Source organism: Granulicella sp. L56, from assembly GCF_009765835.1.
GTDB lineage: Bacteria > Acidobacteriota > Terriglobia > Terriglobales > Acidobacteriaceae > Edaphobacter.
Genome location: NZ_LMUS01000001.1, coordinates 1,380,822 through 1,404,275 on the forward strand (window position 1 = coordinate 1,380,822; position 23,454 = coordinate 1,404,275).

Sequence of the window (23,454 nt, forward strand, 5' to 3'; positions counted from 1 at the left end):
CTAAACTCTAAAGGTCAGACCAATAATGTATAGAACGAGCGTTCCCATTCTCCTTACCAGCCTTCTTGCGTTTACTCCGCTCCATGCGGCAGTAATCGGCACCAGCAAACCGGCGGAGTCCATCACCGCGGCCCGTATCGAGCGTCTCCCCGCGAAGGACCGCGCCGCGTGGACCGCCTATTTCGACCGCTCGCAGAAGCAGATGCGCATCGATCGCGCCACCCTCGCTGCCGAACGCACGCCGGGTGCGCCCGAGCCTCCGCTACCAAAAGAGAGTTTCAGTGCGCGCAGTATGGCACTGCACCGCGATGCTGCCTGGTACGGAACGCAGGAGGCGCGGCACATTGCCGATGTCATCGTCAGCTTCCAGACGTCCGCCGGAGGATGGAGCAAGAACCTCGATATGAGCGGCCCTGCTCGTCTGCGCGGTCAGAGCTACACCACCGACAACCTCTCCAAACACCTTGGGCCGGACGACTTCGACGCTCCCAAAGATCCGCACTGGAACTACGTCGGCACGCTGGACAACGATGCCACCAACACCGAGCTTCATTTCCTCGCGCTGGTCTCCGCCGCAACTCCCGGCAAACGCGGCGAGCCTTATCGCACCAGCTTTCTCAAAGGCATCCGCTACCTGCTTGCCGCACAATTTCCCAACGGAGGCTGGCCGCAGGTCTGGCCACTTGAAGGCGGCTATCACGACGCCATCACCTACAATGACAACGCCGTGACAGAGTCGGCTCAGGTGCTGACAGCCGTCGCCGAGGGTGGAAGTGGCTACGCTTTCGTCTCCGCAGACCTTCGCCACAAGGCAGGTATCGCCGCTAACCATGCGCTCGACTGCATTCTGGCCACGCAGATCATCGTGAACGGCACGCGCACTATCTGGGCGCAGCAGCACGACGCGCTTACCCTTGCTCCGGTATCTGCTCGTAATTTCGAGCCGGTGGCGCTGGCTACGGGCGAGAGCTCAGACATCCTGCTTTACCTTATGGAGCTTCCACATCCTTCCCCCGCTGTCATTGCGTCCGTTCAGTCTGGTATTGCATGGCTCAAAACGGTCGCAATTCACGATCAGGCCTGGATCGGGGGCCGCAACACGCCGGGCGGACGCCATCTTGAACCACAGGTCAGAGCTAACCCTATCTGGGCTCGCTATTACAGCATCACCACCGGGAAACCCATCTTCGGCGACCGCGACAAGACGATTCATGACGCCGTAAGCGACCTATCGTTGGAACGCCGCAATGGGTACGCATGGTATGGCTCGGGACCTCAACAGGCGATCGATGCGTATGCCATTTGGAGCGCGCACCTTTCCGTGGCGGCGCACTGATTCTCAGCAAATTGTAGGGGGAAATGACAAACTCGACGGAAAGACACGCACGGGAGATGGCACCAACCCTGTAGCTCTCAGGGCGGCCACAGCTTTAGAAAGCTGTTACAAGTAGGATAATTCCGGCGGCCAAGGCTGCAATTTGATACAGACGATCAGTGGGAACCGGCAGTACAGATTCTTCCAAAGCAGAGGAATCGATTGCTTGCGGTCCTGACACAATCACTGGCACGGAGAATGGCAATCTTTCATTCGGGGAGTCCATGTGCTTCTCCTGATGAAGAAGTAGATGCTGTTTCTAACGCGATGATGCACCAATAAGTTCCGTTCCGTTGATGAAAATTACACCAAGAATGAAGTTGGGATCCAGAAATGGTTCCGGCTGGGGGGAACATTTCCCGGCAAAAGTATAAAATCTCGGCTTATGAGCGATCTTAATCAAACGGAAAATACACCGCCAAATGCGGGGCGCAGCGCGGGTGAACCGGCGATCTTTGGAACCAAACCTCCCGCGAGCGGCGGGATACCGATGGCTGCATGGGTGATCGCGGCGCTGGTGGTGGCGCTGGTGGTGGTTGGAATGATCATGGCCAGCCATGGCAAGGGCAAGGCAACTCCAACCAATAGCGTTCAGCCACTGGCAGCCTATGCCGGAAATCTTCCTCTCTCGCAGCTTGCCATGAGCCAATCGTCGAGCATTGCGGGGGGGAAATCCACCTTTGTGGATGGACATATCAAAAATACCGGCAGTGCGACGGTGACGGGGATTACTGTCCAGGTGTTGTTCGGCAACGCGGAGGGTTCGTCGCCGACGATTGATACCCTGCCGCTCACGTTGATCCGTACGAGACAGCCATATATCGATACGCAGTCGGTGGGTTCCTCACCGCTGAAACAGGGTGACGAGCACGACTTCCGGCTGATCTTCGAATCCATCCCGCAGAACTGGAATATGGAGATGCCCGAGGTGCGCGTGGTTGGGGTAGAGACAAAATAAAACCAGGCTACGCAGAAAATCTTCCGATTGGCGGTGAGGTGCGGTGTCAGCAATAGTTACCTGCCAGCCGGAAGATTTTGCTTGAGTGAGCTCTAATTTGTCCGGATGGGATGAGACGGTCTAGACCCATTAAGCTAATTATTATGAACAACTTAACAAGCTATTCCAGTTTGGCATGGTGTTTGCTCTAGTCATAGCGTCGACGTTTGACCAAACAGACGCAGGACTGTACACAAGGAGCAAAACGATGATGATGAAATCTGGCAGTACTTTTGGCCTCTCAGTTCTCATCTTAGGTGGCGCGATGGGCGTGGCTGCACTCGCGCAGTCGAATACGCCAACCATTCAGACCTCCACGGACAATACGGCGGCTAGCGCAACCACAGCTAACGCGAATATGAACCCGTCGGACAGCAGCAGCTATGCCACAGGCAAGCCGCTGCAGATGCAGTCCAAGGAAGGCTTCTGGGGTCATGTGAATCCTCTTGCCCGGAAAAAGTGGGTAAAGAGGCAGCTGGATCCGATCAAAGACCGCGATAACGAGTTGGATCAGCTTCAGGCTAAGAATGCCAATGACATCCACGACGTAGATGGTCGTGCACAGGCTGGTATTCACCGCGCTATGGATGCGGCCAATACAGCCGATGAGCATGCGCATGCTGCAGCCACCACGGCAAACTCCGCTCAGACTCTTGCAGGCACGGCGAGCACACGCACCGATGCTTTGAACACCACTGTCGGCAATCTTGATCAATATTCCGAGGTGACTTCGGCGTCAATTCCTTTCGCCCATGGCCGTACAGCACTGGGACCGAAGGGCAAGGCCGACCTGGATGATCTGGCTACGAAGTTGGCCGGTCAGAAGGGCTACATCGTTGAAGTTCAGGGCTATAGCCGTGGCGGAGTGCAGTCTTCGCAGGCGATGGCAGACTCGGTTGTCCGTTATCTCGTTGAAGAGCATCAGGTTCCGATCTATCGCATCTATCGCACCGGTTTGGGCAGAAACACTGCCAAGACATCGGATGATGGAGCAATCGTGAACGGAGTGAAGGTCGCGCTGATGCATAACAGCCTGGCCTCGATGAACTCCAACTCAGCAAGCAACGTTGCGCCAAGCTCCCCCGCCGCCTCGGCGACGTCGGGTGTGAGTGCACCGTCGGAGCAGTAGCCCTCCCCCTAAGGGTGGCATGTAAGGGACTTACCCATGCCACCCGCAAGTTTGCCGAGTCAGCGACATAGATCGCCCTCGCAAAAACCTCTCCTAACCAGAGAGAACCAAGGCAGATTGGCCCCTCTAACGAGGGGCCGTTTTTTTGCTTCAGATCTCGATTATTTGGCCCGGTACGAGAAGAAAAAGGAGGCCCGAAGGCCTCCCTGTCAGTAGATTGAAAAGAACCTTCAGCTCTTTTCAGAAAAAGTATGGATGCCGCATTCCAGCTTCTTGCCGCCCCAACGGCCGCTGCGCGCGTCTGCGCCTGCCTCGGGAATCGCCGTGCAGGGTTCGCAGCCAATGCTGGTGTAACCGCGCGCGTAGAGTTCCAACTCGGGAATGCCATGCTCTTCGGCATACCGGGTGACGTCATCCCAGACCCAGTCAGCGAGAACGCTCACCTTCTTCAGGTGCCGGCCGGTCGGCAGTTTGTGGTCTTCGACCTTCTTCAGACCGGCCCGGGTCGGAGATTGCTCGCGCCGTAGCCCGGTAAACCACCAGTCAAACGGCTCCAGCGACCGCATCAGCGGCTCGACCTTACGAATCTGGCAGCACTGGGTCGGTTGAACAATATGCAATAGCCCATACTTTGCCTCGTGCTCTTCAAGCGTGGTCACAGGCATTGCGTTGATAAGGTTCAATCCCCACTCCGCGACCATCCGGTCACGGTAGGCGATCAGCTCCTTGAAGTGATAGCCCGTCTCCAGAAAGATGACCGGAACGTCGCGCAGGTGCTTCCGAAGCAGATGCAGGACGACCATGTCCTCGGTCTGAAAGCTGCTGGTGAGGCAGACATTCTTTCCAGCCGAATCGCGCAGGATCTGCGCCACTAGCTCTTCAGCCGTCAATGCCTCGTAATCAATACCAGCTTCAAGCACGCTCATTCGCTCACTCCTGCCAACCGCAGAATCTCGTCCGCATCGCGGCCTTCGCCTAGCAAAACCCCGTCCTCGGCGAAGCCCTCGATACGGGCCAGCGCATCGACATCCAACGAACGCGCCGTGACCGCAATGACGCCAGCCAGTTGCAACGCTCGCACGGCACCGGCCAGAGCGGCGTCCGGGATCAGCACGTCATCGACCAGCACTGCACGCTCGCCGCGAAGCTGCAGGGCCTCGACGACGCGAGCGGCCAGCGGCTTCTGCTCCGGAACCCATACCAGCACGGTGCGTGTCGCAGCATCAGCCGAAGTCTCCATCGCCGCAACGATCATTCCCGCGCCAACCGTGGCGTTCGTCACACCATCGATCAGGATCAACGCACCGGTTCCCCGGTTTTCGGCATACGAGTCAAAGAAGAGCGGCAGGCTGGTCTCGAACTCAACCTCGGCGATCTCATTCATATCGAGCTGGCTGGCATTGACCTCCTCCAGCGTGCCGACATCGATTCGATGCCGGATGGCGCGTACTGTAGCCCGTACTGTGCGCGTGGTGTGCTTGGCAACATAGGTGCGTCCGACGACCAGGGGGTCCTCGTGCATCCACACCACCATGGCGCGGAAGTGCCTGCTGACCTGCGGCAGAGCGTCCTCGGCTTCCGACGCCGAAACCAGCATTTCTCCACGGCTTAGGTCGATCTCATCTTCAAGCTCCACGGTCACGCTCTGCGGATAGGCCGCGGCAGCGAGATCGCCATCGTAGGTCACAATGCGCTTGACCGTTGTCTCGCGCCGCGAAGGCAGCGCAATCACTCGCTCGCCAGCCCGCAGCGTTCCTCGCGCGACCTGTCCGGCAAAGCCGCGAAAGTTGGCATCAGGCCGCAAGACAAGCTGCACTGGGAACCGCACCGGTCCATTGACCTCGCCAACGCCCAGAGGCACCGTCTCCAGATATTCGAGCAGCGTTGGACCGGAGTACCAGGGCGTCGCCGCGCTGGAAGTGACGACGTTGTCACCCTCGAGCGCGCTTACCGGGATTGCCTCGACGTTTTTGAGTCCAAGTCGCCGTGCCAGCTCCTGAAACTCGTTGCGAATTGCCGTAAAGGTCTCTTCAGAGTAGCCGACAAGGTCCATCTTGTTAACCGCAGCGACCACATGCGGAATCCCCAGCAGCGAGGCGATGTAGGTGTGACGGCGCGACTGCGGAAGTAGGCTTCCCTGCTTCAGGTAAGCCTTGGCGTCGATCAGGACGATGGCGACATCCGCCGTCGAGGCACCGGTCGCCATGTTGCGCGTGTACTGCTCATGACCCGGCGTGTCCGCGATGATGAACTTGCGCTTCGATGTCGAAAAATACCGATAGGCCACGTCGATGGTGATGCCCTGCTCACGCTCGGCTTTGAGGCCGTCGGTCAACAACGAAAAATCTACATGTCCGCCCGAAGCACGATTGACACGGCTCTTCGCCACGGCAGCAAGCTGGTCTTCATAGACGCTTTTGGTGTCGTGCAGCAGCCGCCCGATCAGCGTGCTCTTGCCATCGTCCACACTGCCGGCGGTGGTAAAGCGCAGCATCTCCTGCTCAAGATGGGCGTCGAGGAACTCTTCAAACTTTACCGGCGACTCAGGTATCAAGGTATGCGTTCCCATTTAGAAGTAGCCCTCACGTTTCTTTGTTTCCATCGAGCCTTCTTCATCATGGTCAATCGCCCGGTTCTCCCGTTCGCTCCGTCGGAACGTCATCAACTCTTCGATAATCTTCGGCAGCGTATCGGCGTCGCTGGGCATGGCGCCAGTGCATGGAGCGCAACCCAGGCTGCGCATCCGCACCTTGATCGTCTCGACCTTCTCGCCCGGCAACAGCTTCATGCCTTCGCGGTACAGCGTCAACGCCCCGCCCCGCTTGATCAACTGTCGCTCCTTGGCAAAGTAGAGCGGCACAATGGGAATCTTTTCGGCATAGAGGTAGAGCCAGATGTCCAGCTCCGTCCAGTTCGACAGAGGAAATACGCGGATGCTCTCGTTCTTGCGGAGGCGCGAGTTATAGAGACTCCACAGCTCCGGCCGCTGGTTCTTCGGATCCCACTGCCCAGCCGTATCGCGAAAGCTGTAGACGCGCTCCTTGGCACGGCTCTTCTCTTCATCGCGGCGCGCGCCGCCAAACGCGGCATCGAAGCCGCCCTCTTCGAGGGCATCGAGCAGGCTCCTCGTCTTCAGAAATCCGCAGCACGCCTGCGTTCCGAGCGTATAGGGATTGGCGCCTGCAGCAATCGCCTCCTCGTTGCGATGCACGATCAGGTCAGCGCCGATCTCCTTGGTGTACTCGTCGCGAAACGCGATCATCTCGGGAAACTTATAGCTGGTGTCGACATGCAGCAGAGGAAACGGAATTTTGCCGGGATAGAAGGCCTTCTGCGCCAGCCGCAGCATCACTGACGAGTCCTTGCCAATGGAATAGAGCATGACCGGACGGGCAAACTCCGCCACCGCCTCTCGCATAATCGCAATGCTCTCCGCCTCAAGCGCCTGCAGATGGTTCAACTGGGCCGGCTGGTGTACCGTTTCTATATCTGTAACAATCATTAGAGTTATCTGTCTCCCAAAAAGCTTAATCTCGAAGGCGGCAAACCGAGGGCTTTTGAGCGATGGTTTGGATTGTGGAAAGGGGTATGGGTCGCTAACGTTGACAGCGCACAAATCCCATCCGGCTACAACAACAAGCGCGGATGATAGAAGACGCCATATCTATAACTATAAATGGCGTCCATCGTAGCCGCAACCGCTCACAAATATCTGCTAGACTAAGTCAGTCGGTACGGCGGTTCAGCAAGCCCACCCAAGCGCTTGAGCAAATGGAACGTCCCTTTCAATCGACATCTCACCGCAGCACATTTCGGGGCGTAGCGCAGTCTGGTAGCGCACCTGGTTCGGGACCAGGGGGTCGGAGGTTCGAATCCTCTCGCCCCGACCATTTAAGGCCACTGATTAGTCCTTCTCAATCAACTCATGACAGCTTCAAAGACCGTTCATGCTGAAATGGCGAATTGTGGAAATCTGGGACCATTGGGACCATCGCTCAATTTCCAACGACATTTGCTTGCGGAAACAGAGCGACTTAAGACGCAACCTGCCGTCTGAAATCGTCCTGGAAGTGGATGTACGAGAAGTCGTTTGCAGATTGGAATGTCCTACCCACTCCTTCACTAGATCACCAGGAACACCCATTGCCTGAACTTCAGAGACAGGACACTCGTAGATGAGATCTGCTCGCTTCAGTTGGCAATCATTTACAGTCGATAAGTCCTGCGAAGTCGGCATAGCGGAAGTCATCCCGTTCGCCCCCCCAAATACCTGATTCCTACTTCCTGCGTTCGTGCCCTATGGTTGACGAGGGGTTGTTCCGGCTGCGGCAATAGCCTTCCATGATTTTGTGGCAAAGTAGATTCCGCACACGTTGACGGCACGATAATCGGATGCAAATTCCAGAAGCGCTGTATCACCTTGTACCGGGAGAAGAGCTGAAGAATAGTTCGGGCAATAATTGTCATAGGAAATTGGCACCTCTACGGGAGCCTCGATGATCGACCATGGCCCAGATCCATCAAGCAACGGATTGACGAAGAGAACCTTACCGTTTTGAGTTGCTACCGAATTATCGGAGTTGTGCAATACTTGCCCGACCACGATAAGCACGCCATTAGGAGCCAGCGGAGAGGGGCTCCAGATATTTGCCGGCGCGTGTTCAAAAAACTGCCCCTTTGCAGTTTCGATCCGGGTCCCAAGATCGGCAGGAGGCCCATAGTCCCATCCATCTCTCGACGTCCGGTAGAAGGCAGCACATTTATGACCAGTGACAGGATCTCCGCAAATTTCGTAGGTCATGAAATAAGATCCCGTGGGCAGTTTATTGACAATGATCATCCCTGGACGATCAGCCATCACGGTGCTTGCAATCGTGTCTGTCTTGTCCTTCCAGTGCACGCCATCTTCGGTTCTGATCTGCACCAGCTTTTGGCTACAGCAACTATAGGTTTCATCTGACCAGAACATGGCGAGAGCGCCATCTTCCGTTACAGTGAACTGAGGCTCCCACAGTCCCCCGTGACTTGTGTCACTCCCTCGAATGACAGGGGTAGAGTGATATGCCCAATGGCTCCCCTCATCGGTGCTTGTATAAACCTCAATCGAAGGGTCCGCGCCCGTCAGATAGGAGGCTGCGTAGAGCAATGTCCCCGCGTGGAGGCTTCCAACGGTCTGTGGCAGCTCAAATAATGTCTCACAGCATCTTAGCTTGCTCCCATCGCGTACTGGTATATCCGCGAGTAGAGTGAAACTCCTTCCATCATCTTTGCTCTCGAATATTCGTCCCGTCGTACTCGCGATGATTCTTCCATTCGACGAAGCAGGGCCGTGAGACAAACGAACGAGTCTTGGATAAACAGTGCTCTCCGGTAAATATTCCCCTGTAGCGGCAGAGGCGCTACAGCTAGCTACGATCAATAAGAGGGACAGCAGTGAACTACAAAAATAGAACTTAGACGTCGATATATATCGACCTACAGACAGCTCTTGAGGCATAACCTACTCTCCTGATATCAAGAAACACGGTTTCCGTTGCTAGGATGAGGCGTTAGATATAGAACCTAGTCCTCAGGCTTTCCTCGTCCTTTACCAGATGAGCTTTCCTGAGATCTGCAGATCGCGTACAGGAGTTCCTGGACCGGAAGGCCCCTTCGAGACCGTGCCCCAGTCGATGCTGGTTGGATCGCTATTGAAGCCATTGGTCCAGTTGGGATGGTTGAGTACGTTGAACGCGTCGAGACGTGTCTGCAGGGTTAGCTTATCGTTCCAGGCGAACCTCTTCGACAGACTGGCGTCGAACTCGTGGACTGCCCCCGTACGCACTCCCCAATACACAATATTGTGGGGAATCGCATACGTGTTCGTCCGAACCAACGCGGCGGTGCTACAGCCGGCTGCCACGTACGACGGACCAGGAATCGTTTCGCCCGTGTCATTATCTTTATACGCAACACAGGGAGTGACTCCCTGCAGGCGTTTATAGGAGTGCGTCCCATCGGCTGGAAGGTCGTGCGCCTTGATCCCGATATTGCTGGTTGTCGTCTCCCAGTTGTTGCCAGGACTCCAGGGCTTTCCCGCGGTATAGACATACAGGGGGCTGATCTCCCAGCCGCCGACAACGGCATCCACCAGTCGATTCGTATTCCCCAGGAGCGACTTTCCGCGTCCCACTGGCAGGTAGAAGACGCTGGAGAAGGTAACGACGTTCGGAGTATCGTTGGCGGAGACGCTACGCCCAAACACACCATTGATGATGTCGATGACCTGGCCGGCTTTCATGGTCTTGGACCACGTATAGGCCGCATGGACAGAGAGGCTCTTGGACACGTTGTGAGAAGCGGATACCTGCAACGAGTTATACCAGGAATGGACCAGATTCGTGCTGTCCTGGGTGACACTGGTGAACTGCGGATAGGGCCGCGTTAGTGCCCCCGTGGAGAGCGTTCCGCTGGTGAAGTAGCTGGTGCCTGAAAATGCTGCAATGCCCTTGAACGGATTGGCGACCTGAGCGGGACCAATGGTCGTGGCGTCGCAATTCTGACGTGACCCGGCGATTCCAGTCCGTTCGACGTCGCACCGCGCATTCCATGCCGCGGATACGTGATTGAAATCGACACTGTCGACAAGATTGTAGGCCCGGGTCCCGGAGTAGCTGATGTCAAGCACGTCTCGTGGGGTAAGAAGCTGTTCGACCGAGACGCTGTATTCCCACAACGAGGGAACCTGGTAATGCGGAGCTTTGAAATTGACCGAGGAGCCGGGAGTGGTGGCGAGTCCGAGGCTCGCACCGGTCGGCTGGACGTAAGCCGGGAAAGGATCACTGAGATTGCCGTATGGGGTCGTGTTGTCCGTCCGTGGATCGATCACCGAATTTGTATAGCCTGTTGCCGACGAGCTAAAGCCGTTGCTGGAGTCGTTCCCCTCATCGTTGATGAACATCTCCCCGAAGCCGGCGCGCAGGGACGTCCTGCTGCTGAAAGCATAGGCGATCCCGACACGAGGTTGGATGTTGAGCCAATTGGTTGCATAGGCACCGCGAGGAGCACCGTTTACCCCGGCGAACCGGATGCCCCCCTTGAGCGGAAGGCCCGGTACCTGGATGGGACTTGCATCATTGAAATCGAAGGCATAGTTGAGCTTATTGTGGCGCTCGGTGCGCGCCATCAGGATGTCGTAGCGAATGCCCAAATTGAGAGTCAGCTTGGGTGTAACCTTCCAGTCGTCCTGCCCCCAGAAGGCGAAGTAGTGCTGCGAGTAGAAGGGCGAAATCGAATATTTGATGCCGGCGCCATTGGGGTCGCCGAGAAGCATGGCCGCTAGCCCACTGCCGGTGGTATAGCCGGAGGCATCTCCGGACGCTGGAGTAAAGTGCTGCGTGAAATTATTGGCAAACGAAAACGATTGGTTTTGGGCGCCGCTGCCGGGGTTTGCGAACTGAGACAGGCGCATGTCGTAACCAGCCCGGATGGTATGCCGGCCGTGGCTCAGCGTGATGCTGGGTTGATACGCAAGGTTATGAACGATTGAATAGATGGGAGGGGTCCCACCGAGCCCAATCAAACCGAAAGGGTTGCTCACCGATATGTTCGGAAAGACATTGGTGAAAGCTGCGTTGTCGATGTAGTGCTGCGAGAGGGCCAACGTCGGCAGAATATTGGAATCTCTGCTTCCAAGATACTTCCCCTGCTTCTCATTCAACAAGGTCAACTTGTTGTCGAGGATGAGGTTGGGTGAAAAAGTATGAATCTCGTCGATGGAAAAATTGTTGTCTTTTGGCTGGACCTCAAATTGTCCCTGGTTCGCCAGATTGGAGCTGGGAATGCCATTGTTGAGATTCGTGTCATAGCGCTCGAATCCTTCCCAGCGAATGGTGCCCCGGTCTTTGGGCCCGAAGTTGTGGTCGATCTTGATCAATCCATTTCGGGCAATGTCGTACTCGATCGGCAAATAATAATAGTTGTTCTGGAAGGGAGCATTGCCCGGCCCAGGGTTGTAGTTCGGCTTGATCTGGGAATAGAACTGCGCAATTGCCAGGCCGGTTCCATTCAGTCGGTTCATGGGAATGATGTTGCCCGCAAACGCGCTGTGCGCCCGCTTCGTCTTACCGTCAAGAGGATCGACAACCGTCGTTACGGGCGAGTTCGGATCATAGATCTTCAACGGCTGAAGACACCTGACTACGCCAGCTCCGCACAAATTCACCTTGGCGTTGGCGGGGGGAGTGTATAAAAACTGCGCGGTGCTGAAATCTCCCGTAAGCCACTTCGGATCGGGAATCGAACTGATGGTGGCAGAGGTAGACGGGAGGGCCTCGTAGGCCTGCTCCCATTGAATCAAAAAGAAAGTCTTATCTTTCCCGTTGTAAACGTGAGGGATGTATACCGGACCGTCAAGCTCCAACCCGAACTGGTCGCGCTTGTGACGGGTCGGAATTTGTCCAGTGGCGCCCTGGCTAACGTTGTAATCGTATTGATAACTCTGAGCATCCAGGAATGGGCGCCGAATGTAGTCATACATGTTGCCGTGAAGCTTGTTTGCCCCGGACTTCAAGGAGATGTCGATCGCGCCGCCGCCAGCGCGTCCATAGGAGGCGTCATACGGATTTAGAACCACCTTGAATTCGGCAACCGAATCCAGCGGGGGTGGATAACCAAGAAAGCCAGAGGCATTGTCGTTGGTAGCGCCGTCGAGATTTTGCTGTACCGGCGCGCTGGCCACGGCGTTTCCGTTCGCGTAGAGGTCGGCGGAGACATTATCCTGGGGCCGCGTAAACTGGGAATTATGGTTGTTAATCGTACCCGGGCTCAGCTCGAACAACTCAAGGACGTTGCGACCGTCAGTCGGCATCTCCTGCACTCGTTCTGCGTCGATGATCTCGCCGCGATCAGCTTTGGACAGCTCGATCTGCGAGCCTGCGCTGTTGACTGTTACCGTCTCGTTCACGCTGCCGACAGGCAGTGTAAAGTCGATCTTTGAGTTCTGGTCGGTGTTCAGCTTGAGGTGAGTCTTACTGACCGCCTTAAAGGCGGTCGCCAGCGCCGTGATCGTGTACGTTCCGGTCTTCAAATAAGGAACCGTATAGTCGCCAGTGCCGGTCGTCTTGACGACCGTATCTTCGGCTGTCCCCTCGTTGTGGACGGTCACGGTCGCACCTGCGATGGACGCCCGAGAAATATCTTCTATATGGCCTACGAATCCTTGGCCCGACTGGGCCGCTGCTGGCTGGCAAACCAACATTCCGCAGATGGTCAGAGACGCAAATATGCTAAAGAGGTAAGACCTCGAATATCGTTTCAGAGTAGGGATTAATGGAACTATTGACGCCTTCTGCATGAGTTTCTCCAGTGTTCACACTTCTGCTCTTCGAATGCCGACTCAGCTACGATCACGCAAGCACACACCTGCCGACGATATCGATGTCTTTCTTGCAATCGGTTACATTCGGGCACGCTGATTTGTCGGTTTTAATTACAACGAACCATATCTTTCCTTGATAAAAATGCACAACGGGCCAATAGCACTGATTAAAAATAGTGCGCATGGACTACTCAACCAAATCGAATTTGCATGAGTTTTAAAGGTCTGTTGCGGGCGAGCCGTGGTGCAGACGAGATCCAGTTGTGCTTGCTCAGAGTTGCCCGTCGATGTCGAATGACTGGCACGCACCGCCGAATCTCGGTCATGCTTGACATGCCTGGCGCTGGTATACTGGCGCCTGCAATTTCTGTAATTTTTCTTATATTTTCGTTATTTGGTCATACCACATAAGTGGTATGACTCCACTCCATCGCAATGCACTATGCCATAATTGATGGCTTCGAGACTATCGTGTATTTGGGGGTTTCTGATGTGTTCGTCAGTTCGCTATGCTGCTTTATTGGTCCTTCTTCTGGCTTCAGCAGCACGCGCCGCGAAGACTGAAACTCAGTATCTCTCCGGCCATGGCAAGGACGACCCCATCCAGTGGGAGTTCAAGGCCGACAAGGGCCAAAATGCCGGCAAATGGTCCACCATCGGTGTCCCCTCCAACTGGGAGCTGCAGGGCTTCGGCATCTACACCTACGGTCGGGTGAAACCGGCGGACGGGTTCCCTCGCGTTCATGGCATCTACAAGCGCACCTTTGCGACGCCTGCGAACTGGCGAGACAAAACCGTCTTCATCGACTTCGAAGGCGTTATGACCGATACCCAGGTCACGATCAACGGTCAATCCGCCGGTCCCATGCATCAGGGCGGCTACTATGCCTTTAAATACGACATCACGAGTCTCCTCAAACCCGCCGGTCAGAAGAATGAGATCCAGGTGGATGTCGACGACGAGTCCGCGGATGCTTCCGTCAATCGCGCCGAGCGTCGCGGCGATTTCTGGAACTACGGTGGCATCTTCCGCCCCGTCTTTCTCGAGGCTGTCCCCAAGACGTTTGTCGATCACCTTGTCATCAACGCAACCGCGGTGGGCGCTCTGGGTGTCGATGTCAGGCTCTCCGATACGCGACCGACAATAGCCCCAGACGGCCCCGCAGCCTCTGTCGAGATGCAGGTACTCGATTTGAACGGCAAGCCTGTTGGCGATCCGGTCACCCTGAAGAACGTGGCCCTCAATGCAACCGCCCATCTCTCCGAAACAGTCCCCAACCCGCGGCTCTGGACAGCCGAGACACCGAACCTCTACGAACTTGAAGTGCGGCTGAAGTTAGGCGATGCCGTGGTGCATACCGTACATCAGAAGTTCGGATTCCGCACCATCGAGCTCCGCCCCGGGCAAGGCATGTTCGTCAACGGCAACCGTGTCTTCCTCAAGGGATTTGCCCGCCACTCCTTCTGGCCCGATTCCGGCCGCACCACCTCCGTGCAGATCTCCCGTGAAGACATCAACCTCATCAAGGAAATGAACGGCAACGCAGTCCGTTCCAGCCACTATCCCCCCGACGACCACTTCCTCGATGCTTGCGACGAACTCGGCCTCTACGTCCTCGACGAGCTCACCGGCTGGCAGGCGCACTACGACACCGGCATCGGCCACAAGCTGGTAAAGGAGTTGGTCGAGCACGACGTCAACCACCCATCCATCCTCTTCTGGGATAACGGCAACGAAGGCGGCTTCAACTTCGATCTCGACGGCGACTTCGCAAAGTACGACCCCGAGAAGCGCATTGTGCTGCACCCGTGGGCGGCCTATCCTGCGGGTATCGCCGACACGAAGCACTATCCGAGCTATGAGCTGTTGCAGCAGAAGCTCGCCGCCGATCCCGTCTTCTTTCCCACCGAGATGCTGCACGGCCTCTATGATGGCGGCGCCGGCGCAGGACTACAGGACTATTGGGACGCCATTCTCAAGAGCAAGGCTGGCGCTGGCGGATTCATCTGGTCGTTTGTGGATGAAGATGTGAAGCGCACGGACAAGGGCGGCATTCTCGACTCCCAGGGAAACATGGCCCCCGATGGCATCCTCGGCCCGTATCGCGAGCGCGAGGCCAGCTTCTATACCGCCAAACAGCTCTGGTCGCCGATCATCGTGAGGCCGCTTGACGCCAACTCGCATTCCTTCACCGTAACCAACCGCTACTCTTTCCTCAACGCCGACCAATGCACCTACGAATGGCAGACGATCGCCTTTCGCCAACCTAGTGAGGCAGCTTCCGGTTCTGTGGTGCTGGCATCGCGGACCGATCACGGCCGATCCCTCGCGCCGGGCATGTCGGCAACGTGGGATGGGTGGGGACCGCCTGCTACCACGACTCGCAGAGCAACGAAGAGTCCCGATGCTACGCGACTCATTATTAGGGATGGCACGGGCCGCGTGATTCAGACCTACGTCTGGCCCACCGAAGCTCTCAAGAGCCGACTAGACCAGGCGGAGCAGTCCGTCACTGGCGCAAAGCCCGCCACAACCGAATCCAGTGACATACTCACTGCGACTGCCGGCGACTTGTCGTTGCGGATCAGCAAAACCAACGGCCTGCTGGTCTCTGTCTCTCGGCAGGGCAAGTCCTTCTCGCTCGCCAACGGCCCCCGCGTAGTAGCGATGGGACCCCGGCTCGATCCTCCGCGCAGGCAAAAGCCGTCGGATCCGCCTCCTCCTCCCCCACTCCCGCCCCCTGCCGTCGCGCCGGACTCCAAGCTCACCTCGTTGACCCACGCAACCGACGGCAACGATCTCGTCATCATCGCAGCCTTCGACGGCCCGATGAAATCGCTAACCTACCGTCTCAAGCCCAGCGGCTGGCTGTCGATCGACTACGTCTACTCCATCAGCGGCCCACAGGAATACTTCGGCATCGGCTTCGACTATCCCGAAGCCAACGTAAAAAGCATGCGGTTCCTCGGCGAAGGACCTGCCCCCGTCTATAAAAATCGCCTCGCTGGCGGCACTCTCGACGTCTGGAATAGGCCCTATAACAACACCATGGACGGAGATCCGGACGACCTCAAGCCCGGAGAGCACTTCAACTACCCGCTCTTCAAGGGGTTCTACTCAGGCGTGCGCTGGCTGCAACTCAATACATCGGAAGGCCCGATCACTGCGATGGTGAACCAGCATCATGACTCACCAATCTACGTGCAGGTCTTTACTCCGAAGACCCCTCCCCCGAACCTGGTAGGACAGACCGCCGTGCCGTTCCCGCATGCCGGAGTCTCCTTCCTCTATGCCATTCCAGCGATCGGCAGCAAGTTCGGGAGTCCGAAGTCCAGTGGCCCCATGGGGCAGCCGGCGATTGCCAAAGGGGAGTACAAGGGCCACATCAGTCTGTACTTTGGAAAGTTGCCGGCACGGTAAACCGGCGTACTGCGATTTTTGTGCTCCCCACCACTCTCCGGTGAATCTCTAGTCACACTGAGAAAGGACATTGTTCTAAGAATAGGGGCGCTCTACTCAGCCGCGAAGGTGTTGCCGGAGCGTACGCATCTCCAATTGCACGGGGAACTCTCCTATCGACGACGGTATCTGTCCAAAGAGCTCCTTTTGCGCTTGGTTATGCGCGGCCTACCGAAAATTTTACGTTGGTAAACTCCACATACTGCATCCGGGCTCGAAGCGTCTACTCACCCCATTCACCCATTCTCGACGTCGAATTCGTAGACATTAACACTGATGGGTGGAACCTGCACCTTGCTTGGAAGTGCGGTCTGCGCGCTCTCAACGATTTTGACGACAGGATCTTTGCCCGGCTCATTCTCCGCATCCACGCTGGGCGCTGCCAGTTGCCACAACTTGCCCATCCCGTGCAATTTCACCCCACTGATTTGAGGCGCGAATTCTTGTGCATTTACCGTGGGATTGACTACCGAAAGAATGAACTTCTTCCGGTCTCCCGAGAAAGCTGCGACAACGTCCAATGGATAAGTGGGGCTCCCCGTGGGTTTGGTTCCCCTATCCAGGAATGCTGTCCCGCTGATTAGCGGCTGAGGTGAGTTGCCGCCAAGTTGTACAGGAAGTGCACCGGCGAAGTGAGCCCGCATGAGCTTGATCACCAGTCCTGCGGCAGTCCAGCCCACAGCATCGCCCGTTTGATCGGTGACGATCAGCGAGAATGCCGATGTTGGAGTACTGGCCGCGATCATATCCGAGTGACGGAACATTTCGTGCAGAAATAGCGCGAAACTCATTGGCATCACCATCCCGGTTCGCCGCGACATTCCAGTTCCCGCCGCGTTGGGGAAGCGAGTGCCCCACTCATCGAAAATGAACTTGATATTTTTCGACTTGAGTGACGGCATCTTTTCCAGATAGTAGTCCCACGACTCAAAGGCCTGCCCCATACGATTCGTCATGCGCCGAGCCTGCGTTTGCAACGGATCGTGGAGATCGACGAAGAGCTGCTTTTTTGCATCGAACGACAGTTCAGGATAGGCGTACGTGTGTTCCGAGATGTGATCGATGTAATCCGCGCCGTTCTTGAGCATCCAATAATCCCAATCATTGGTGCCTTCGAACTTGTACGGCAAATCGTTGGGAAAGGGAGGCCACCACATGTTCGGGATGAATTGCTTGTTCTCCTGGGTCATCATGGAGATCTCAGCGGGCGTTGCGCCGGCGGACGTCACCTTGATGGTCGGATCCACCTTCTTCATCGCTTTGACGATCCTGTTGTGCTTCTCGCAGTACTGGTTCAGAGACATGTGGCCAGCCTGCCAGAATCCATACATCTCGTTGCCGATGCACCACAGGCGAACCTTGAACGGCTCGGGATGCCCATTGGCCGCGCGCAGTTTGCCCATCGGCGTGGCAGCAGGGCCGTTCACGTACTCGACTTCCTGAGCGGCAGAGAAGTCGTCGCCGTAACCACTGTCGATTGCGAGATATGGTTCGGCTCCAAGCAGCTTGCAGAACGCCATAAATTCGTGGATGCCGACATCGTTTGATTCCCTGGAGCGGGGTGGCCGCTTGTCACGATCACCCAGACCATCGCGCCAGTCGTACTGCGAAACGAAGTTCCCTCCTGGCCACTTGGCCATGGCATATCCTGCATCCTTATAGAGCTTGACCATTCCGGCATGGAAGCCCTGCACGTTATCGGAGGGCATCAAGGAAACAGTGCCAATGTGGAAGCTACCACTGCCTGTTCCCACAATCTCCAACCGTGCATCCTGTGTATCCACCGGCGATGTGAAGTTCAATGGGACCTTGCGGTACTCATGCGTAAGGGAAGAGACCGGTATAGCTTTCGAATCGCTTGCGCCGGGTCCCCACACCAGCCGGACCACGATCTTTGCTCCAGGATCGCCCGCAAGATAAATTCGGCCTACATAGGACTTGTCCTTGCCAAGCCGCAGCCCTTCCTGCTGGATGCCGTGCGCTTCAGTCCCATCCAGCTTGATGCGGGGGCTGTGCTCGCCGACGAACGGATTGATTGTGTCCATCTCCACGGCTGCCGCCGACCCAAGGGGTTTCCAATAGTGCAACTGGACGCGGCCCGTGTTGAAACCCGGCCGTGGTGGCGCAGTGTCGGTAACGGAGCGGGCAAACTTTCTGTCGATGAGCATCTCAGCCCATACGCGTGTGGTTGCCGGCTCCATGTACCCACCGAAAACGAGCGGATTGACCGGCTCGCCGATCTTGGTCGCATCGACCGTAACCCGCAAGTCTCCTGTTGGTGCCAGCGCCATCATCTTCTGCTGCATCAACGCGGCACCTGCCACAGACGATGCCACAAACTCCCGCCGGGTCATCGGCATGTTCTCTCTCCTTCTGTCCTGGTCAGATGATTGGTCGTCACGCCGGTAAAGTAAGATCTGATTGGTTTCGACTATGGGGCGTTTTCAAAATAATTTGGGCCTCAAGATAAGTGCTTATTTTTAGCGCCATTAATCCGCGTTCTCTGTGTGGACAAGTATCTGTCCACACAGAAAAAGCGGAACAATTAGAACGAGGCTTTCAAACTAAGGTTGATATTGCGAGGAGGGCTGTCGGCTGTTGACGTCTGCCCAGGATAGATGGTGCCGAAGTTAGCGCCGTCGTTTGGATTGGTATCAAAGCGGGCGGTCAAAATATTGAAATGGTTGAGAGCGTTCGTTGCCTGGGCACGGAAGATTACGTTCACACGTTCAATTTTGAAATTCTTTTCGACAGCAAGATCGGATTCAATCGATGGTTTCATACGAATGATGCTCGAATTAGAGGGCTGCGCCTGTTCATTCTCGAGCAAGGGAACTTCAACCCAGTCGTAATTGGAGAGATCGGTACCGCACCGGCTAGCCGTAGCTCCGGTAGGGCCGCCAGGTATAGAGATAACACCGTCCTGTTTACTGAGAACGCAGTTACCCCACGCCTGCACCTGATTTTTGTGCCAATCAAGATTCTTGAAAAACTTATTATGAGGCAACGGATATGCATTGGCCGGAAGCGATGCCGGCTCCCCGTTTTGCACAGTAAAGTCCGGAGATATGCTCCATCCTCCTAAGAGAGAATCGGCAATACGATTTTGGTTGAAATTGATAAGTCTGCCGCGTCCGATGGGGAGTACATAGGTTCCACGAACTTTAAAGACATGCGGCAGTCCTAGATAGTAAGGGCTTCTTTGGCGAAGGTTGAGCGCCTGATTGAGCCATCCCCATTGCTCAATCTGCTTGGACCAGACATAGCTTGTATTCAGTGTCAGGCCATGCCAGAGTCGCTGGCTGTAATCCACTTGCAGTCCATTGTAGAAGTTATGGCCCTCATTCAGACCACTCGTGTTTACAGCCTGAAATTCAGGATGAGGACGGTTCAGGTTATATGCGTCGTAGGTTGAAGCTGTGTAATATGGCGATCCATTGAATGCAGCTATGCCCTGGAATGGATTGGTCAGTTGATTCGTGCAATTACTGTTCTTGCCATTTGCATAGACCTCATCGCACGTTTGTTGAAAATTCCAATTGGGAAGATTTGCGTCGTAGGTCATACCGTAGCCGTTGACCCGGTTTCCAACATAGGCTGCGTCAAGAACGCTGCTGTGGGTGACCTGAAACTGGAGCCCAAACGAGAATTCATTGGCACTCGGGATCTTGTAATTTCGATTGTAGGTAGTAATCGTCTGCCCGATGCCAGTCAGCGTACCGAGTGCCGAACCGTGCGGTTGTTGCAGGCCATTTGGGTAAGGGTTGTCAAGGACGTTGGGGATTGTTGTTTTACCCCCATCGTTGGATGTTGTCAGATTTGTATTGGTTGAAAATCCTAATTGCTGAATCATCCCATTCGTCTCGAAATTTGTATAAAAGAGGCCATAACCTCCGCGAAGTACTAACCGATTGATGGGTGACCAGGACATGCCAAAACGAGGTTGGAAGTTATGATAGACCGTCGCGAACGGTGAACGTGAGTTGCCATTTACGCCCGCGAAAAGAAGGCCACCGGTGAGGTTGGAGGCTTGAGGCAACTGGCTGATGACGCCAGGGGAGATTTGCGATTGGATGGCATTAGGAATATTCGGATCGAATCCTACATTAAGCGCATTATTGTGGTCCGTCGGCGCCGTCAAAACATCCCAGCGGAAGCCAAGATTCAGGGTCAGCCTGCTAGTTACCTTCCAATCATCCTGGACCCAGGGTGCGATGTAGTAAGTGGAGATTAATTCCGATGCGTTGATGCTTGTATTGCCTGTGGACGGCGTCCCCAGCAGGAACGTAGCAAAGCCATCGCCACTAGTAGACTGCGAGCTGGTGTCAGTCCAGTCTGCACTCGTAAGGTCATTGTTCGAGGTAAAAGTGTAAGCGCCCGGATTGATAAAGGTGAAATGGGTTAGACGGGTATCCCATCCGAGATGTATGTTGTGCTTTCCCGCAGACTTGGTGATACTTCCTTCAAGAGACCTGGTGCCTGTATCTTCAACGTTTGCGAACCAGCCCGCAGGACTGTAACCCTGGAAGCCGTAGTTACCGAAGAGTGCGGGCTGCTGCAATTGCTGCGTAAAGCTTGACGGTAGACCCAATGAGGTCAAATCAAATCCAGTATTCGCAGGACTGGTCCAGAGAACGCGGAAAAATTGATATCCGTACCGCACATTCAGGACTGTCGTCGGGTTGATGGCGTCGACAAAGTCAATCAAAAAACCCTTGCTGGCGCGGGAAAACTGTCCGCCGTTCTCTCCCGGGCCAACAATACCGCCCGCATTGCTTACCTCTGTGAAATCCGCATAATCGGGCCGAATGAAAAATTTGTACTTGTCGCCGACATTTACGTCCAAACGCCCGAGCCAGTTGCGGAAGTGCCAGTTGTAGTAATTGTTGGGAATGGAAAGATCATTCGCGCCGATACGTTGACCTGCCGGGCTGTTGCCAACCGTTGGAAATACTTTTGCAACGGCCGCCGCGATCGGGTTGATTCGACTTTGAGGAATGATGTTGCCGGGAAAGGGGTCGCGCACATAGTGACCAGAGACAGGGTCAAGATGGGTCGTCGTGGGATCATTAATCGTAATGGATTGAAAGCCCGTGGGGTCATTGAGCAACTCAGAGAAATCGCCAGTCCGCATCTTGGCCGTCGGATAAGAGAGCAGGAGTCCGCGCGGGAGCAATTCCGTGTAATGGTCAAATGCGACAAAATAGAAGGGCTTGATCTGACTAGTTCTGCTTACTAGCCAGGGAATCACTAGTGGGCCGTCCACTTCTCCGCCAAGCTGGGTCTGCGAGTTGAATGGCCGCTTATTAACATTGGTGTTGTTGATGGAGTTTTGATACTTGTTCTGGCTCAGGTTCGCGTTCCATCCGGTGCGCCGTAATGACATCCAGCCCATCCCGTGAATCTTACTGGTCCCGGACATCGTCGTCATATTGATAACGCCACCGCTGGTGTGACCGTACTGAGCGTCATAGGTGTTCGCATTGACGGTAAATTCTCCCACAGCATAGGCTGGCGGAGTGTAGGCGTACGTGTTTGAGCCAAGCTCAGCGTCGTTGGGGCTGCCGTCGATCTGAAACTCGTTCAGGTACATGAGGCCGCCATTAATGAGATATTGCGAAGTCACAGTCCACGGATCGGTATAAATGCCCAATGGCCGCATGTATACGCCTGGAAGGTCGGCTCCGAGCATCACTGGGTTTCCATTCGGGATCGGCAGCAGTTCAATGGACTGGTGATCGATATTCCATGCCCGGCTCGCTGTCTCCGTCTGGAGTAGCGCGCCGCTAGATGTCACCGTCACTTGCGATGATGCCGTGGCTACCCGAAGTGTCAATGAAACGTTAGTCGCCGCATAGGATTGCAGAATAATGTTGGTCACTTCTGCCGTGCTAAAAGAAGGGGCGCTGGCCTTGACCGTGTATGTATCCGGCTCCAGGAATAAAAAGGTGAAGTTTCCGCCAGCATCGGTCTTCGCTGGTGTGACTGTCTTTGTACTGCCTCGTTCGAGTTCGAGAGCAGCGTTCGGCACTATCGCTCCTGAGCCATCAACCACGGTCACGGTCAGCTTTGCGCGGTAATCCTGCGCCTGCATCGTTCCGGCAAATATGCCGAAAACCAGCAGCAGCACAAAAGCTGTCATCTCACATAACTGCAGTGATTTACTCCAGATAACGTTGATGAATCCCTTTGACATCACAACCTCCATAAGTGTTCTGCTTTTTGCTTGCCGATATTTGCAACCGGTTACATTCGCACAAGCTGATTTGCTGGTTTTAATCACAATGAACCATATCTTTGATCAATAAAAGTAGACAACTGGCCAATCGCACTGATTCCTAATAGTGCATATGGACTATTCAATTAATTTGAAATTAAAAATTTATCTCTCAGGGCCCATCGGCTTTATCCGGTGACGAGGTGTATTGCGCAACCATCGGTATTCTTTCCGTTTTTCTTAAGAGAAAAGCATCTATATTGAGGATGTCTTGTATGAATGACTTGCCTCATATCCGAGTTTTTGTAGTGGAGGATCATCCGGTAGTACGCCTGGGCCTGCGTACTATGCTGGAGAGCGAACCGGGCATCTCTGTCGTTGGACTGGCATCGTCAGGACACGAAGCGATCGAGAACATACACCCATGCAAACCCGATGTCGTACTCATGGATCTTCGAATGCCCGGAATGGATGGTATTCAGACCATAACTGCCTTGCGGTCGGTTGACTCAACGATCAAGGTAGTTGTATTGACAAACTATCATTCTGATGAAGAGGTCTTGCACGCTGTTCAGGCAGGAGCAATGGGCTATCTTCTCAAGAGCTCTTCTGTGGAGGAGGTCTTGAGTGCAATCCGAACGGTTCACTCAGGTGAACTGCAAATTCCTTCTAATATCGCTATGCAACTCGCAAAGTGCGTGAGCCGGCCCCAGATTAGCGTCCGCGAACAAGAGGTGCTCAAATTGGTTGCATGTGGGCTGACCAACCGCGAGATCGGCTACCTGCTTCATATCAGCGACAAAACCGTTCGAAACCATGTCATTAGTTGCCTGGATAAGCTTTCCGTGAAAGACCGGACGGAAGCAACTGCTGTGGCGATTCATCGGGGACTTATCAAACTTGATAAATCTTGAAGAT

Annotated in this window: 12 protein-coding genes, 1 tRNA gene and 1 pseudogene; 6 read left to right on the forward strand and 8 right to left on the reverse strand. The window is 55.2% G+C overall.

The window, feature by feature from the left end:
• Positions 1–25: 25 nt before the first annotated feature.
• Entirely contained in the window at positions 26–1,336 is a 1,311-nt protein-coding gene (gene pelA, locus GSQ81_RS05785; protein ID WP_158909699.1) for a pectate lyase, read from the forward strand.
• A gap of 94 nt (positions 1,337–1,430) precedes the next feature.
• Here pelA and GSQ81_RS05790 read toward each other — a convergent pair whose 3' ends face one another.
• Complete coding sequence (locus GSQ81_RS05790; protein WP_158909700.1) at positions 1,431–1,601, reverse strand: hypothetical protein; 171 nt, start codon at positions 1,599–1,601, stop codon at positions 1,431–1,433.
• A 159-nt stretch (positions 1,602–1,760) separates the two neighbouring features.
• Between GSQ81_RS05790 and GSQ81_RS05795 the strand changes: the two genes are divergently transcribed.
• Both GSQ81_RS05795 and GSQ81_RS05800 read left to right on the forward strand, forming a co-directional pair.
• Positions 1,761–2,333, forward strand: a complete 573-nt coding sequence (locus GSQ81_RS05795; RefSeq protein ID WP_158909701.1) for a DUF2393 family protein — start codon at positions 1,761–1,763, stop codon at positions 2,331–2,333.
• Between the two features lie 247 nt (positions 2,334–2,580).
• Positions 2,581–3,501: an OmpA family protein gene (locus tag GSQ81_RS05800; protein WP_254060018.1), complete on the forward strand. Its 921-nt coding sequence runs from the start codon at positions 2,581–2,583 to the stop codon at positions 3,499–3,501.
• A 230-nt stretch (positions 3,502–3,731) separates the two neighbouring features.
• Here GSQ81_RS05800 and GSQ81_RS05805 read toward each other — a convergent pair whose 3' ends face one another.
• The 3 genes from GSQ81_RS05805 to cysD are packed head-to-tail and all read right to left on the reverse strand — an operon-like array spanning position 3,732 to position 7,003.
• Positions 3,732–4,427 (reverse strand): phosphoadenylyl-sulfate reductase, encoded by a 696-nt coding sequence (locus tag GSQ81_RS05805; RefSeq protein ID WP_158909702.1) that lies wholly within the window; start codon positions 4,425–4,427, stop codon positions 3,732–3,734.
• Positions 4,424–6,070 carry a sulfate adenylyltransferase subunit CysN gene (gene cysN, locus GSQ81_RS05810; protein ID WP_158909703.1) on the reverse strand — a complete coding sequence of 549 codons (1,647 nt, stop codon included), beginning with the start codon at positions 6,068–6,070 and terminating at the stop codon, positions 4,424–4,426. The genes GSQ81_RS05805 and cysN overlap by 4 nt, the downstream gene beginning before the upstream one ends.
• Positions 6,071–7,003: a sulfate adenylyltransferase subunit CysD gene (gene cysD / locus GSQ81_RS05815; RefSeq protein WP_158909704.1), complete on the reverse strand. Its 933-nt coding sequence runs from the start codon at positions 7,001–7,003 to the stop codon at positions 6,071–6,073.
• Positions 7,004–7,314: 311 nt separating this feature from the next.
• Between cysD and GSQ81_RS05820 the strand changes: the two genes are divergently transcribed.
• Positions 7,315–7,391, forward strand: a tRNA-Pro gene (locus tag GSQ81_RS05820).
• A 407-nt stretch (positions 7,392–7,798) separates the two neighbouring features.
• Here the strand turns inward: GSQ81_RS05820 and GSQ81_RS05825 are convergent.
• Together GSQ81_RS05825 and GSQ81_RS20335 are read right to left on the reverse strand one after the other, a co-directional pair.
• A complete protein-coding gene (locus GSQ81_RS05825) occupies positions 7,799–8,470 on the reverse strand; it encodes a hypothetical protein (protein WP_158909705.1) in 672 nt (223 codons plus the stop codon).
• Positions 8,471–12,469: 3,999 nt separating this feature from the next.
• Positions 12,470–12,835 (reverse strand): annotated as a pseudogene (locus GSQ81_RS20335) (carboxypeptidase-like regulatory domain-containing protein); the annotation flags it as partial.
• A gap of 514 nt (positions 12,836–13,349) precedes the next feature.
• Here GSQ81_RS20335 and GSQ81_RS05835 point away from each other — a divergent pair.
• Positions 13,350–16,280 (forward strand): glycoside hydrolase family 2 protein, encoded by a 2,931-nt coding sequence (locus GSQ81_RS05835; protein ID WP_158909707.1) that lies wholly within the window; start codon positions 13,350–13,352, stop codon positions 16,278–16,280.
• A 275-nt stretch (positions 16,281–16,555) separates the two neighbouring features.
• On the opposite strand, the gene GSQ81_RS05840 is transcribed toward GSQ81_RS05835, so the two are convergent.
• Together GSQ81_RS05840 and GSQ81_RS05845 are read right to left on the reverse strand one after the other, a co-directional pair.
• Positions 16,556–18,679, reverse strand: coding sequence for an alpha-N-arabinofuranosidase (locus tag GSQ81_RS05840; RefSeq protein ID WP_158909708.1), 2,124 nt, complete (start codon positions 18,677–18,679; stop codon positions 16,556–16,558).
• Between the two features lie 185 nt (positions 18,680–18,864).
• On the reverse strand, positions 18,865–22,515 hold the full coding sequence (locus tag GSQ81_RS05845; protein WP_158909709.1) for a carboxypeptidase regulatory-like domain-containing protein: 3,651 nt from the start codon (positions 22,513–22,515) through the stop codon (positions 18,865–18,867).
• 296 nt (positions 22,516–22,811) lie between these two features.
• On the opposite strand from GSQ81_RS05845, the gene GSQ81_RS05850 reads away from it, so the two are divergent.
• Positions 22,812–23,450 (forward strand): response regulator transcription factor, encoded by a 639-nt coding sequence (locus tag GSQ81_RS05850; RefSeq protein WP_254060020.1) that lies wholly within the window; start codon positions 22,812–22,814, stop codon positions 23,448–23,450.
• Positions 23,451–23,454: the final 4 nt, after the last annotated feature.

Excerpts from the sequence above, each read along its gene's own strand:
- GSQ81_RS05840 (WP_158909708.1), bottom strand. The coding sequence starts at position 18,679 with ATGCCGATGACCCGGCGGGAGTTTGTGGCATCGTCTGTGGCAGGTGCC.
- GSQ81_RS05850 (WP_254060020.1), top strand. The coding sequence starts at position 22,812 with ATGAATGACTTGCCTCATATCCGAGTTTTTGTAGTGGAGGATCATCCG.
- cysN (WP_158909703.1), bottom strand. The coding sequence starts at position 6,070 with ATGGGAACGCATACCTTGATACCTGAGTCGCCGGTAAAGTTTGAAGAG.
- GSQ81_RS05835 (WP_158909707.1), top strand. The coding sequence starts at position 13,350 with ATGTGTTCGTCAGTTCGCTATGCTGCTTTATTGGTCCTTCTTCTGGCT.
- pelA (WP_158909699.1), top strand. The coding sequence starts at position 26 with ATGTATAGAACGAGCGTTCCCATTCTCCTTACCAGCCTTCTTGCGTTT.
- cysD (WP_158909704.1), bottom strand. The coding sequence starts at position 7,003 with ATGATTGTTACAGATATAGAAACGGTACACCAGCCGGCCCAGTTGAAC.
- GSQ81_RS05795 (WP_158909701.1), top strand. The coding sequence starts at position 1,761 with ATGAGCGATCTTAATCAAACGGAAAATACACCGCCAAATGCGGGGCGC.
- GSQ81_RS05790 (WP_158909700.1), bottom strand. The coding sequence starts at position 1,601 with ATGGACTCCCCGAATGAAAGATTGCCATTCTCCGTGCCAGTGATTGTG.
- GSQ81_RS05800 (WP_254060018.1), top strand. The coding sequence starts at position 2,581 with ATGATGATGAAATCTGGCAGTACTTTTGGCCTCTCAGTTCTCATCTTA.
- GSQ81_RS05805 (WP_158909702.1), bottom strand. The coding sequence starts at position 4,427 with ATGAGCGTGCTTGAAGCTGGTATTGATTACGAGGCATTGACGGCTGAA.
- GSQ81_RS05825 (WP_158909705.1), bottom strand. The coding sequence starts at position 8,470 with ATGTTCTGGTCAGATGAAACCTATAGTTGCTGTAGCCAAAAGCTGGTG.
- GSQ81_RS05845 (WP_158909709.1), bottom strand. The coding sequence starts at position 22,515 with ATGTCAAAGGGATTCATCAACGTTATCTGGAGTAAATCACTGCAGTTA.